Origin of the sequence: Pilimelia anulata, assembly GCF_014647895.1 — a bacterium.
GTDB lineage: Bacteria > Actinomycetota > Actinomycetes > Mycobacteriales > Micromonosporaceae > Pilimelia > Pilimelia anulata.
Window position 1 is genome coordinate 94,999 of sequence record NZ_BMQB01000010.1, and the last position, 13,160, is coordinate 108,158.

Below are 13,160 nucleotides of genomic sequence, written 5' to 3' on the forward strand. Positions count from 1 at the left end.
CCGAGGGGATGCGGATCGCCGCCGCCGACCCCGCCCGCCTGCTCGACCCCCGGTACGAGGACGCCGCCATCGCCCTGCTGCATGCCGACGGCCCGGACCTCGACGCGCTCGCCGGCCTCGCCGACGACGCCCGCCGGGACGCCGTCGGCGACGTCGTCACCTACGTGGTGAACCGGAACATCAACTTCTCGAACATCTGCTACGTCGGCTGCCGGTTCTGCGCGTTCGCCCAGCGGGAGCGCGACGCCGACGCGTACCGGCTGACGATCGAGCAGGTCGCCGCGCGGGCGGTCGAGGCGCGGGCGGCCGGGGCGACCGAGGTGTGCCTCCAGGGCGGGATCGACCCGAAGCTGCCGACGACGGCGTACGCGGACATGGTCCGGGCGATCAAGGCGGCCGTGCCGGGCATGCACGTGCACGCCTTCTCCCCGATGGAGGTCGCCACCGGCGCCGCCCGGGCCGGGGTGCCGGTGCGCGAGTGGCTGGCCGAGCTGCGGGCGGCGGGGCTGGACACCATTCCCGGTACGGCGGCGGAGATCCTCGACGACGAGGTCCGCTGGGTGCTCACCCGGGGCAAGCTGCCCGCGGCCACCTGGGTCGAGGTGATCACGACGGCGCACGAGCTGGGGCTGCGGTCGACGTCGACCATGATGTACGGACATGTCGACCACCCCCGGCACTGGCTGGTGCACTTCCGGGTCCTGGCCGGGATCCAGGACGCGACCGGGGGGTTCACCGAGTTCGTACCGCTGCCGTTCGTGCACACCCGGTCGCCGATCTACCTCGCCGGTCGGGCCCGCCCCGGCGCCACCTGGCGGGAGAGCCGGGCGGTGCACGCGATGGGCCGGCTGCTGCTGCACGGGCGGGTCGCCAACATCCAGGCGTCCTGGGTGAAGCTCGGCGACGACGCGACGGCCGCGCTGCTGCGCGGCGGCGTGAACGACATCGGCGGGACGCTGATGGAGGAGACCATCTCCCGGATGGCGGGCTCGGCGCACGGCGCGGCCCGCACCGCGGCTGACCTGCGCGGACTCGCCGAGTGCGCAGGGTTCACGGTGAGGCAGCGTACGACGACGTACGGTAATGCGGAAGACCCGAGTCGGACCTTTCCCTCCCGCGAGGACTTTTCCGGGGTGACTCGCGGGTAGGGGCGTTACCCGTACGGCGCCTCGGTCGATAGGCAGCGGTGAGGGAGCTGTCAGGTGGGTGGCCCTATTTATCAGGTTCCGCTTGACGACGCACGTATTACACGCGTGTAATTTCCTTCGGGACCGCTGCGGTCCGGTGGTCGGGTCCGGGGGGCTCGGTACGGACCGCTGCGGATCGCTCGCCGGCGGGGTGCCGCGGCCCGGGGGGACGGTACCCGTGGTCATCCGGCCATTGGCGGAGCGGAATGTGGGGGATTTGCACCGGTTCGTACGTCGGTGCACCAGAAGGGGGCATGCTGATGGAGGGCCGTCCAGTCGTCGCCGACCTGCTCGGTGACGCGCCGGAGTGGCAGGAGCGCGCGCTGTGCTCCCAGACCGACCCGGAGGCATTCTTCCCGGAGAAGGGCGGCTCGACCCGCGAGGCGAAACGCATCTGTTCCCGGTGCGAGGTCCGCAACGAGTGCCTGGAGTACGCGCTCGGGCACGACGAGCGGTTCGGCATCTGGGGCGGGCTGAGCGAGCGCGAGCGCCGCAAGCTCAAGCGCCGCGTCGCCTGATCGCCGCTGGCTGGGGCGCCGTCGCCGTCCGTGGGGGTGCGGCCGGTCCGGGAGGGCGCCTTCGTACCGCCGAACCGCCGGGGCACCCGCTGTCGCGGCTCGGCCCGTGCGTCCGCCGGGGGTTCGCGGCGCATGGGTGGCGGGGCGTGGGGTCCGGTGACGCGGCCGGCGCGATGGCGCCGTGCCGCGGGTCGTCACTGTCCGTCCGGGCGCGTGCGGTCTCGGTGAGTAACGACACCACGGGAGTGTCCGGGCTAATCGGACAGATTGTCCGGGTGTCCTACTCCAACTCCTCCGGGTCCACCCCGAGGAGGTTGGCGAGCTGCTCCAGGACGACGTCGTGGATCAGGTCGGCCAGGTCGTCGCGGTCGGCGGCGCGGAACTCCAGCGGCCGCCGGTACAGCACGATCCGCGGCGGCATCGCCTGCCGGCCCGGCCGGCCGGGCAGCAGCCGGGCCAGCGGCACCTCGCCGTCCTCGAGCACGTCCGAGTCGTAGATGTTCAGTTCGGGCGGTACGTCCTCGACCGCGAACTCCACCGCGGTCAGCTCCCGGCCGTGCCGGCGCTCCAGCGACTCCACCGCGTCCAGCACGAGGTCGTCGAAGACCTCGGCCCGGGTCCGCGCGGACGGCACGGTCGCCGGGATCAGCCGCCCCCGCAGCCCCCGGCCGTGCCGGTCGCGGCGGCGCCGGCTCGCGGACCGCGGCGGCCCGCCGCCGGGCGGGCCGGGCGGCGTCGGGCCCCCGGCGGGGCCGGGCGGCGGTGCACCGTCGGACATGCTCACCCCGACAGGCTAGCCCGCCCCGCCGTACGCCCGTACGGGACTCACCGCGGGACCGGCGCCCCTGTCAAACGAATCGCTCCGACGGCGTGTCGCGCCGGCAGACGCGCGGAGTGAGCGGCCGGGGACGATAACGTGCCCGCCGTGAGGTCACCACGACGCTGCTCCCGTAACGGCTGTCCGCGGCAGGCCGTCGCCACGCTGACCTACGTGTACGCGGAGTCGACGGCCGTCGTGGGCCCGCTGGCCGCGTACCCCGAGCCGCACACGTACGACCTGTGCGAGCTGCACGCGCGCAACCTCACCGCGCCGCGGGGCTGGGAGCTGGTCCGGCACGAGGGCGAGTTCGAGCCGCCGCCGCCGACCACCGACGACCTGGTGGCGCTCGCCGAGGCGGTGCGCGAGGCCGGCCGCCCGGTGCCGCGGCAGGAGGAGCCGCCGGACCCGCCGAGCACCGGCCGCCGCGGCCACCTGCGGGTCATCCCACCGTCCTGACCTCATCCCACCGTCCTGACCGGAGCCCCGCGGCCCGCGGGTCAGTCGGGTGCGGCCCAGCGGCCGTCGTCGCGGAGCCGCTGCGCCGCCGTACCCGCGCCGAGCAGCGTGCCCAGCGCCGCGTCCAGGGTGGCGCCGAGGAACCACTCGCCGCCCTGGTCCAGCGCGAACACCCGGCCGGTCTCGTCGATCGCCAGCAGCGCCTCGTCCGACCCCTCCACGCCCAGCGGGAACAGCCGCGCCCCGATCAGCGTCGCGCACTCGGCGAGCAGGTCGGCGCTGTGCGCCGCCGCGACCGGGTCCAGCCGCAGCGGCCGGACCCAGTGCCGCGCCCCCGCCCGGTCCGCCGCGGTGCGCAGGTCGCCGAACTCCGCCAGCGCCCGTACCGCCGCCGGGAACGCCGCGTGCCGGAACTCCTGCCCCAGCACCGCGCACACCGCCGCCACCTGCTGCTCGGCCCGCGCGTAGTGCGGCTCGCGGCCGGGCGACCAGCCCGCCGCCGCCAGCACCCCGGCCACCGGCGCCGGGAACCGGTCCGCCGGCACGCCGCCCGCCGGCGCCGCCGCGTCGACCCCGGCCGGGCCGGGCGGCGGCAGCACGCCGAAGTGGACCAGCGCCCCCGCGCAGGTCGCGCACGGCCGGGCCGGCATGCCGCCGACCGGGTCGCCGGGCTCCCGCACGTGGTACGCCGCCAGCACCGCGTCGGCGCACAGGGCGCGCGCGTCCGCCTCGGCCAGCGGCGTGTCCGGGCGCTCGGCGCCGGCCCGGTGCAGCACGTCCGAGAGGACGACCAGCTCGGCGTGCCGGTGCGCGCCGCGGACCAGCTCGCCGTCGGGCAGCTCCCGCAGGTACGCCCGGACGAGCGGGTGGTGGCGCAGCGGCTGGTCGCCCTTGGCGCCGCGCGCGGCGGCCGGGCGCCCGCCCGCGGTCAGGTGCGCGACCACCGTCGGGCCGGGGCGCCGGTCGGCCTCGCGGCGCAGCTCGACGACCGGGTCCGCGGTGCTGACCGGGGGGATCAGCTCGGTCCGCCGGCGCCGGTACAGGTCCTTCACCACGGCCGACGGCAGGCTCGGCCAGACCGACGTGTGGCCGGTCTCCTTGTCGATCACCGTGGTCACGCTGTCGCCGGTGCGCGGGGTGCGGTCGGCCGGTTCGCGGGTCCAGACCACGTACCCGACATCGAACTCCGACACCATGGGCGTGCGCGGGTGGCCGCGGCGCAGCGACTCGCGGCGGGCCCTGGCCGTGGCGATCCGTTCGACTTCCCGCAGGCCGATCACTTGTGGACTCCCTCCGTCGCGGGGTGGGCCGCCCCGAACGTACCGGAGGCTCGCCGCCCCACGGTACGGCCGGTATGGTCCAGGCGGGGATGGGTCGAGACCTGGAGGTCACCGGTGAGACACAGCGGGGATCGGGACGCGAACCGCGGCCTGGCCGCACGCGTCGACGAGACCTACGGGCGGTTCGAGCGCGCCCGGGCCGGCGCCGAGGCGCTGCGCCGGGAACTCGCCACCCTGCGGGTCAGCGTCAGCTCGCCGGACGCCAGCGTCCGGGCCACGGTGGACGCCCGCGGCCGGCTCGTCGACCTGCACCTGGACGCCCAGCGGTGCGTCGGCATCGACCCCGCCATCCTGGCCCGGCTGATCACCGCGACCGTCGGCGAGGCCGCCGAGCGGGCCACCGGCCAGGTGCGCAGCCATGTCGCCGCCCACCTGCCCGAGTCGCCGGCCGCGCCCGACCTGATCGCCGATGCGGACGCCGCGCCGCTGCTCGCCCGGTACACCGCCGGGAGCCCCGAGTGAGGGCGCCGACCCGGCCGGACCCGGCCGCCGTCCGCGCCGCCGCCGCCGACCTGGTCGACGCCGGGCAGCGCTGGCGCCGGCTGCGCGACGAGGAGGCCATCGGCCTGGTCGCGGACCGCCCGGCCTGGCGGGACCCGGTCACCGCCGTGTTCGACGCCCGGTACGGCGAGGCGCAGGAGCGGCTGCTCGCCCGCTGGGAGCAGGTCGCCGCCGAGCTGGTCGGGCTCGGCGACGCCGCCGCCCGGACGGCCGTGCTGGCCGCGCGGGACGACGCCGTCCGGCGTCGGGTCCTGCCGCCGGGGACGGGTTCGTGACCGGCCTGCCCCGCCCGCTGCCCGACCCCGCCGACTGGGCCTGGGGCGAGCCGCCGTGGATCACCACGGCCGTCGCCGCCGCGGCCGAGCGCTGGCCCCGGGTGGACGAGCGCCGGCTGTTCGACCTGGCCGACCAGTGGTTCGCCCTCGCCCTGGCCCTGCACGAGCCGCGCGACGACGCCGCCCGCGCCGGCGAGCGGCTGCTCGACCTGATCGGCGATGGCGCGGCCGCCGAGGCCGCCCGGACCGGCTGGGCCCGCCTGGTGGACGGGGCGCCCGGCCCGCTGGACTCGGTACCGGAGGAGGCGCACCGCCTCGGCACCTGGGCCGAGAGCGCCGGCTGCGCCGCCGAGGCGGCCAAGCTGACCGCCTGGGAGCACCTGGCCGACCTCGCCGCCGACCTGGTCGTCGTCGACCTGGCCAGCGCGCTGACCGACGGCGCCGCGGCGCCGGTGGCGGAGGTGCTGGTGGCGGCGGCGGGGGAGCGGATCGGCGCGATCGTGGACGTCCTGGCCGCGACGCTGGCCGAGACCGTACCGGCCGGCGGCGTGCCGCTGCCCGCCACCCACGCCCTGCCCTCGGCCGCCTTCCCTGCCGGGTTCGCGGCCGACGCGTTCCCGCCGGACGCCGAACTGGCCGCCTTCCCGGCCGCAGCCGACCCCCGGCCGGACGCGGGCACGCCCGCGCTCGGGTCCGTCGGGCCGGGCGCCGGCGTGCTCGCGGTGGGGGCCGCCGGGGCGGCCCGGCCGGGGCCGGCGGCCGCCGGCGACGCGCCCGCCGCGGGCGGGCGGGAATCGGGCGGCGGCGGCCCGGCCGGGGCGCCCGGCGGCGGCCGGGACGGCGCGACCCAGCTCACCGACACCGCTACGCAGCTCACCGATGCCGCGACTACGCAGCTCACCGACACCGCGTCCCGGCTCACCGACGCCGCGGCGCACTCGCCGGACGCCGGGGTACCGACCGCGGTCACCCCCGCCCCGGCTACCTCGACCCCGGCAGCGGAGTCCGGGCCGGTCGCGGATCGGGATCGGGCGGCGGGCGGGGTTCGCCCCGTGCCGGCTGAGCAGCTCCGGCCGGCCGACGACGCCGGGGGAGCGGCGGACGGCCCGGCGCGCGTACCGGCGACCGCCGGGTCGGTACCCGCGCCGCGTACCGGCACCGAGGACCCGGGCGGTAGCACCCTTCCCGCCGCCTCGCGTTGGCTCAGCGGCATCCGGCGGGCGGGCCGCGGCCGCGGCCCGGCAACCCCGTCCACTCCCGACACCGACCACCACGTCGCCGATCCGCACGTCGCCGATCCGCACGGCGGCGATCCGCACGGCGGCGATCCGCACGGCGCCGGTCCGCGCAGTCCCGGTCACCCCGGTGCCGATCCCCGCGCGGTGGTGCCGCCCGGGGGTGGGTCGGGCGGTCCCCGGCTCCGCCTCGCCGACTCCGCCCGGGTCCGGCCGGCGGCGGCACCGGAGTCGCCGGCCGGGGCGCCCGCGCCGTCCGACCCGACGGCCGTCCGCGACACCGCCGGCCCGAGCGGCGACCCCCGGCCGACCGGAGCGGCCACCGCGGCCCCCCGCGCCGGGACCGCGGCCCCCCGCGACCGCGCCGCCGCACCCGCCGGCCGGGCAGCCGGCTTCCCCGTACCGCCGGCGCCCGATGCTCCGTCGACCGGCCGCCCGGCGCCCGACGATTCACCCACTGCCCATCCGGCGCCCGACGGTTCGCCCACCGGGCTCCCCGCACCCGTCGGCGCGCCGGCCGCGCGCGCCGACGGCGGTATCCGGCCGGCCCCCGCCGGCGCGCCGGCCGCGGCACCGGCCCCCGCCGCGCGGCGAGCCCCCGACGGTGCGGCGGCGCTCCGGCCCGCTCCCGCCGCGCCGGACGTCCAGCCCGACCGCCTCCCGCAGTTCGGCACCCCACCGGCCGGCACACCCCGGGTCCGGACCGCGCCGGACCCCGGCCGCCCGCACACCGAACCACCCGAGAACCACACCCCCGGCGCCCGCCCACCCGGCGACCGCCCAGCAGGTGGTCACATCCCCGGCGACCACACCCCCGACGACCACGCACCCGGTGACCACCACGCCGGTGACCGCCCGCCCGGCGACCACCCGGCCGACGCGCCGCCGGCGGAGCACCCGCCGGGCAGCGCGTCCCGCCGACCCGCCGCCGACCCCGCCGACGCCGCGCCGCCGGCGGCACCGGCCCCTACCCGGCCGGTCGTGGCGGACGACGACTCGCCGGTCACCCGTACCCGCCGGTACGACGCCCCCGGCGGTCACCACCGGCCGCCGGCCGCGCACCAGGACGCCGTCGACCGCGCCGTACCCCGCGCCCCCGACGGCACCCCCCTGCGCCACGCCGACCCGCGCACCGCCGGCTACCTCCCCCTGCTCAACCCCTGGATCCCCGGCGCCGCCGACCCGACCCGGCTCACCAACGCCACCGACTGCGCGCTCGCCTTCTTCGACACCTGGGCGCGCGGGCGGCCGCGGGTGGCGGCGGGGCGGGTCCGGGACGGGTACCGCACCGGCGACCCGCTCGGCGCCGGCACCCCCGACGACGGCCCGGCCCGGATCGCCGCGGTGGCCGGCGGGGCCTTCCAGAATCTGTGCCCGCTGGTGACCGGGGCGACCGTCGAGGCCGCCCGGGCGGCGGTCAACCACGCGCTGCGCAACCTCCACATGCACCTGCGGGCGCTCGGCCCGGGCGCGTTCGCGTTCCTGGTGCACGGCTGGGAGGGCGGCAACGCGCACACCTGGGTGGCGGCCAATCAGGACCACGCGATCCTGTACGTCGACCCGCTCGTCGGCCAGCTCGCCGAGGCGCCGCTGTACGGGCACTACGGCCGCCCGTACGACGGCAACGTGGTCGTCCTCGACGCGCTGGTCGTCGGCCCGGACGGCACCCCGCGCCCGCTGCCGCAGCACCCGCCGGGCCTGCTGGCCGCGCCGGCCGGGCCCGCCCCGCAGCCCCCGGCCCCGCCGGCGGAGCCGGCGCCGGAGCCGCCGGCCGAGCCCGACCTGGACCTGCTGATGCTCGACGCCCCGGAGCTGGCGGCCGCGATCGTCGCGGGCACGGGGGTGCGGGACGCGCTGCGGGCCGAGTCTTCGGCCGTGGCCATGCTGTGGTGCGTGCGCGGCGAGCTGGCCGCGGGGGAGTGCACGGGCGGCGCGCCGGCGGCCGAGGCGGTGCAGCCCGGCTTCGACCCGGCCCGGCGGCACGACCCGGCGTACGCGGGGGAGTTCCTGGACCGGCTGCTCGCCGCGGCGCCGGCCGCGCGGGCGGAGCTGGCCGAGCTGGCGGCCCGGGCCGCGGGCGGGCGGGCGCCGGTGGCGGCGGCCGCCGCGCCGGACCGGGACGCGGCGGCCGCGCTGGTCCGCGGCTGGCACGGCGACGCGGCCCGGCTGGTCGAGCTGGCCGGCGTCCGGGTGGAGGCGCCCGACCCGGCGGCGCTGCGCGCGGTGCGCGACGCCGTCCGGGCCGACCCCGCGGCGGTGGTCCTGGCCGTCGAGGACGGGCTGGACGGCCAGGTGCCGGGCGGGTACCCGGACGTGCGGCTGACCGTCCGGACCGGCGCCGGCCACGTGGGCGTGATCCGGCTCTGCCTGCGCGACGTGGTCCGCGCGGACCGGTACGGCGAGGCCCTGTCCCGGCTGCGCGCCCGGATCGCCGCCGACCCGGGCGGCGACTCGCCGGCCCGCGAGCTGGTGGTGGACGGGCTGGCCAGGCTGCGCCGGGAGGTGTTCGCCGCGACCGACCCCGCCGGCCGGGCGGGCGAGCGCGGCGGGCCGCGGTACTACCGCTGGCGGCTGGTCCCGGTGAAGGTCGTCGACGGGGTGGGCTGGCGGCTCGCCCCGGGTACCGGCGGCTGGGAGCCGCTGCCGGCGCCGGCGCTGGCAGCGCTGGCCGGCGAGCGGGACCCGCTCACCCGGCGGCTGGACCGGGCGGCGTTCGTCCAGGAGGTCGAGGCCGAGCGCGCCCGGCTGCTGCGCGGGGTCGGCCCGGCGGCGGCGCTGTACGCGGTGGCCCGGGCGATCCGGCAGCGGGCCGCGGCGGCGGACCGGCCGCTGACCGCGGAGGAGCGCGGCTGGGTGGTGGGCATCGCCCGGCGGACGTACGCGCTGACGGAGGCGGACCTCGCCGACCGCGCCCAGCCGGGCGCGGACCCCCGGCCGGAGGTGGCGGATACCCTCTGACGTGCCCGCGCCCGGGCTGTTCGTTACGCTTTGCGGGTTGCCGCCGCGCCGATGAGGAGCACCGTCGTGACCGATCCGTCCCGCCCGCCCGGGGTCGACCTCGCGCAGATCGTGAAGGCCTACGACGTCCGCGGGACGGTCCCCGACCAGCTCGGCCCGCCCGTGGCGCACGCGCTGGGCGCCGCGTTCGCGCTGCTGCTGCGGGCCGGCGGGGACGACCGGGGCGCGGTGGTGCTCGCGTACGACATGCGCGAGTCCTCGCCGGGCCTGGCCCGCGCGTTCGGCGACGGCGTCCGGGCCGTCGGCCTCGACGTGGTCGAGGCAGGCCTCGGCTCGACCGACCTGCTGTACTACGCCTCGGGGGCGCTGGACCTGCCCGGCGCGATGTTCACCGCGAGCCACAACCCGGCGCAGTACAACGGCATCAAGCTCTGCCGCGCGGGCGCCCGCCCGATCGGCGCGGACAGCGGCCTGGCCGAGATCCGCGCGCGGGCGCAGGCGCTGCTGGACGGCCGGGAGCAGCTCCCCGCCGCCGACCGGCCGGGCACGACCACGAGCCGGGACCTGCTCGCCGAGTACGCCGCCCACCTGCGCGGCCTGGTCGACCTGTCCGGCATCCGCCCGCTGACCGCGGTGGTCGACGCCGGCAACGGCATGGCCGGGTTCACCGTCCCGGCGGTGCTGGGCGACGCGGTGCTGCCGCCGCTGCCGCTGCGGGTCATCCCGATGTACTTCGAGCTGGACGGCTCGTTCCCGAACCACGAGGCCAACCCGCTGGAGCCGAAGAACCTGGTCGACCTCCAGGCCGCGGTCCGGGAGCACGGGGCCGACCTGGGCCTGGCGTTCGACGGCGACGCGGACCGCTGCTTCGTGGTCGACGCCGCCGGCGACCCGGTGTCGCCGAGCGCGATCACCGCGCTGGTGGCGACCCGCGAGCTGGCCAAGCACCCCGGCGCGACGATCATCCACAACCTGATCACGTCCAGCGCCGTCCCGGAGATCGTCGCCGAGCAGGGCGGCAAGCCGGTCCGGACCCGGGTCGGGCACTCGTTCATCAAGGCGGAGATGGCCAGCACCGGGGCGGTGTTCGGCGGCGAGCACTCGGCGCACTACTACTTCCGCGACTTCTGGTACGCCGACACCGGCATGCTGGCCGCGCTGCACGTGCTGGCCGCCCTCGGCGGGCAGGACCGGCCGCTGGCCGAGCTGGCCCGCGACTACGAGCGGTACGTGGCGTCCGGGGAGATCAACTCGACGGTCACCGACCAGGCGGCGAAGCTGGCCGCGGTCCGCGAGCTGTTCGCCGGGGAGCGCGCCGACGAGCTGGACGGCCTCACCGTGACCTTCGCCGACGGCGCCTGGCTCAACCTGCGCCCGTCGAACACCGAGCCGCTGCTGCGGCTCAACGTCGAGGCGCCCGACGCCGCGCGGATGAGCGAGCTGCGGGACCGCGTCCTGGCGGCCATCCGCCAGTAGGCTCGTACCGGTGGCCGACCGTGGCCGAACCGCCCCGCCGCCGGGGCGGGCCCGCTCGTGTGAAGGGAGTCGTCCGGTGTCCCTGGACCCCGCACTGCTGGAGATCCTCGCCTGCCCGGACACGCACCACACCCCACTGGCCTATGACGCGGCGGCGGGCACGCTGACCTGCGCCGAGTGCCGCCGGGTGTTCGAGGTGCGCGACGGCATCCCGGTCCTGCTGCTGGACGAGGCCCGCCCGGCCGGAGCGGACCGGTGACCGCCCCGCTGCCGGGCGGCAGCGCCGGCGTGAGCGGCCGCCGCGAGCCGGACGAGAAGGTGCTCGACGACGAGCGCGCGCTGTCCGCCGCCGACGGCGGCGACACCCTGCGGGCGACCGCGTGGGCGGGCCGGCAGCTCCGCGAGGCCGCCTCGCTGGCCGCGGAGGCGCACTTGCAGGACCTCGCCGACGAGGGCCGCCCGCGGGCGGTCGTCGTGGCCGGCGTCGGTACGGCCGCGCGCACCGGCGAGGTGCTGGCCATGGTCGCCGGCTCCCGCTGCCAGGTCCCGGTGCTCGCCCACCGCAGCGCGGGCGTGCCCGGCTGGGTCGGCGCCGCCGACGTGGTCATCGCCGTGTCCGCGTCCGGGCGCTCGCCCGAGGCGATCCACGCGGCCGAGGCCGCCAGCGCCCGCGGCGCCCGGCTGGTCGCCATCGGCGCGCCGGAGTCCGAGCTGCACCAGCTCGCCGAGCGGGCCCGGGCGCCGTTCATCGCGGTGCCGCGCCGGTCGCCGGCGCGGTTCAGCCTGTGGGGCCTGACCGTACCGGTGCTGCTCGCCGCCCGGGCCCTGGGTCTGGTGAACGTCCGCGAGGCCGACCTGGCCGAGACCGCGAACCGGCTGGACATGGAGGCCGAGCGCTGCCGCCCCGGCCTGGAGTCGTTCGTGAACCCGGCGAAGTCGCTGGCGATGGACCTGGCCTGCTCGATCCCGGTGATCTGGGGCTCGTCGCCGCTGGCCACGGTCGCCGCCCGCCGGTTCGGCGACGTGCTCGCCGCGAATGCCCGGTACCCGGCGGTGGCCGGGGCGCTGGGCGAGGCCGGCCGCGGCCGGGTGGGCCTGCTCGACGGCGTGTTCGGCGGGCTGACCGAGTCGGCCCGGGACATCTTCGCCGACCCCGAGGAGGGGCCGGACACGACCCGGCTGCGCCTGGTCCTGCTGCGCGACGGCGGGCTCAGCCAGGACGAGGAGGCGCACGACGAGCCGCTGGCCGTCGAGGAGCGCCGGGCGGACGCGATCCGCGCGCTGGCCGAGCGCCGGGGCGTGCGGGTGAGCGAGATCGTCGCCGAGGGCGGGTCCGCGCTGGAGCGGCTCGCCTCCCTGATCGCCGTACCGGACTTCGCCTCCCTGTACCTTGCTCTGGCACACGGCCTGGACCCGATGGCGGTCCCGGCGGTCTCGGAGATGAAGGAGCTGTCCACGCAATGAGCGCCGGAGGGGGTACCAGGGCGATCGTCGCCGCCCTGTTCGCCAACCTGGGCATCGCCGTCACGAAGTTCGTCGCGTTCGCGCTGACCGGCTCGTCGTCGATGCTGGCCGAGTCGATCCACTCCGTGGCCGACTCCGGCAACCAGGGCCTGCTGCTGCTCGGCGGGCGGCGGGCGCGGCGGCGGGCGACCCCCCGGCACCCCTTCGGCTACGGGCGCGAGCGGTACATCTACGCGTTCATCGTGTCGATCGTGCTGTTCAGCGTCGGCGGCCTGTTCGCGCTGTACGAGGCGTACCACAAGTGGTCCGACCCGCACCCGATCGACAAGTGGCAGTGGGTGCCGGTGACCGTGCTGGTCGTGGCGATCGTGCTGGAGTCGTTCTCCTTCCGGACCGCGATCGTCGAGTCCCGCGCGGTCAAGGGCAGCGCGACGTGGAGCCAGTTCGTCCGCCGGGCCAGGGCCCCCGAGCTGCCGGTCGTGCTGCTGGAGGACCTGGGCGCGCTGGTCGGCCTGGTCCTGGCCCTGTTCGGCGTCGGGATGACCCTGCTGACCGGCAACGGCGAGTGGGACGCGATCGGCACCGCGGCGATCGGCGTGCTGCTGGTGGCGATCGCGGTGATCCTCGCGTTCGAGACCAAGAGCCTGCTGCTCGGCGAGTCCGCCACCGAGGAGGACGTGGCCGCGATCGAGGCCGCGATCACCGCGGGCCCCGAGGTGGAGCGGATCATCCACATGAAGACGCTGCACCTCGGGCCCGAGGAGCTGCTGGTGGCGGTGAAGGTGGCCGTCCGGCACGACGAGAGCGCCGGCCGGGTGGCCGAAGGGATCAACGCGGTGGAGGCCCGGGTCCGGGCCGCCGTGCCGATCGCCCGGGTGATCTACATCGAGCCCGACCTGTACGCGCCGCAGCCGGCCGGCGCCGGATAAC

Annotated in this window: 11 protein-coding genes and 1 pseudogene; 10 read left to right on the forward strand and 2 right to left on the reverse strand. The window is 77.9% G+C overall.

Annotation, left to right across the window (positions count from 1 at the left end):
* Positions 1-5: 5 nt before the first annotated feature.
* Together cofH and IEY94_RS19520 are read left to right on the forward strand one after the other, a co-directional pair.
* Positions 6-1,148, forward strand: a pseudogene (gene cofH / locus IEY94_RS24395) (5-amino-6-(D-ribitylamino)uracil--L-tyrosine 4-hydroxyphenyl transferase CofH); the annotation flags it as partial.
* A 299-nt stretch (positions 1,149-1,447) separates the two neighbouring features.
* Entirely contained in the window at positions 1,448-1,705 is a 258-nt protein-coding gene (locus IEY94_RS19520; RefSeq protein ID WP_189171682.1) for a WhiB family transcriptional regulator, read from the forward strand.
* A gap of 280 nt (positions 1,706-1,985) precedes the next feature.
* Here the strand turns inward: IEY94_RS19520 and IEY94_RS19525 are convergent, their stop codons facing one another.
* Positions 1,986-2,351, reverse strand: coding sequence for a metallopeptidase family protein (locus IEY94_RS19525; protein ID WP_229784277.1), 366 nt, complete (start codon positions 2,349-2,351; stop codon positions 1,986-1,988).
* Positions 2,352-2,630: 279 nt separating this feature from the next.
* Between IEY94_RS19525 and IEY94_RS19530 the strand changes: the two genes are divergently transcribed.
* Positions 2,631-2,981, forward strand: coding sequence for a DUF3499 domain-containing protein (locus IEY94_RS19530; RefSeq protein ID WP_189171683.1), 351 nt, complete (start codon positions 2,631-2,633; stop codon positions 2,979-2,981).
* A gap of 41 nt (positions 2,982-3,022) precedes the next feature.
* Here IEY94_RS19530 and IEY94_RS19535 read toward each other — a convergent pair whose 3' ends face one another.
* Positions 3,023-4,261: an SUKH-3 domain-containing protein gene (locus IEY94_RS19535; protein WP_229784267.1), complete on the reverse strand. Its 1,239-nt coding sequence runs from the start codon at positions 4,259-4,261 to the stop codon at positions 3,023-3,025.
* Between the two features lie 114 nt (positions 4,262-4,375).
* On the opposite strand from IEY94_RS19535, the gene IEY94_RS19540 reads away from it, so the two are divergent.
* The 7 genes from IEY94_RS19540 to IEY94_RS19570 all read left to right on the forward strand — a co-directional run bounded on the left by IEY94_RS19540 (position 4,376) and on the right by IEY94_RS19570 (position 13,159).
* The gene (locus IEY94_RS19540; RefSeq protein ID WP_189171684.1) at positions 4,376-4,783 is read left to right on the forward strand and encodes a YbaB/EbfC family nucleoid-associated protein; all 408 of its coding nucleotides are present in this window, start codon (positions 4,376-4,378) and stop codon (positions 4,781-4,783) included.
* Entirely contained in the window at positions 4,780-5,097 is a 318-nt protein-coding gene (locus IEY94_RS19545) for a hypothetical protein (protein ID WP_189171685.1), read from the forward strand. The genes IEY94_RS19540 and IEY94_RS19545 overlap by 4 nt, the downstream gene beginning before the upstream one ends.
* Complete coding sequence (locus tag IEY94_RS24045) at positions 5,094-9,290, forward strand: toxin glutamine deamidase domain-containing protein (protein ID WP_189171686.1); 4,197 nt, start codon at positions 5,094-5,096, stop codon at positions 9,288-9,290. The genes IEY94_RS19545 and IEY94_RS24045 overlap by 4 nt, the downstream gene beginning before the upstream one ends.
* Positions 9,291-9,356: 66 nt before the next feature.
* Positions 9,357-10,766, forward strand: coding sequence for a phosphomannomutase/phosphoglucomutase (locus tag IEY94_RS19555; RefSeq protein WP_229784268.1), 1,410 nt, complete (start codon positions 9,357-9,359; stop codon positions 10,764-10,766).
* Between the two features lie 76 nt (positions 10,767-10,842).
* A complete protein-coding gene (locus IEY94_RS19560) occupies positions 10,843-11,025 on the forward strand; it encodes a Trm112 family protein (RefSeq protein WP_189171688.1) in 183 nt (60 codons plus the stop codon).
* Between the two features lie 8 nt (positions 11,026-11,033).
* Complete coding sequence (locus IEY94_RS19565) at positions 11,034-12,230, forward strand: SIS domain-containing protein (RefSeq protein ID WP_189171777.1); 1,197 nt, start codon at positions 11,034-11,036, stop codon at positions 12,228-12,230.
* The gene (locus IEY94_RS19570; protein WP_189171689.1) at positions 12,227-13,159 is read left to right on the forward strand and encodes a cation diffusion facilitator family transporter; all 933 of its coding nucleotides are present in this window, start codon (positions 12,227-12,229) and stop codon (positions 13,157-13,159) included. Before IEY94_RS19565 ends, IEY94_RS19570 begins: the two co-directional genes overlap by 4 nt.
* Position 13,160: the final 1 nt, after the last annotated feature.

What these genes read in the sequence shown, in the direction of transcription:
- IEY94_RS19520 (WP_189171682.1), top strand. Translation starts at nt 1,448, where the DNA reads ATGGAGGGCCGTCCAGTCGTCGCCGACCTGCTCGGTGACGCGCCGGAG.
- IEY94_RS19570 (WP_189171689.1), top strand. Translation starts at nt 12,227, where the DNA reads ATGAGCGCCGGAGGGGGTACCAGGGCGATCGTCGCCGCCCTGTTCGCC.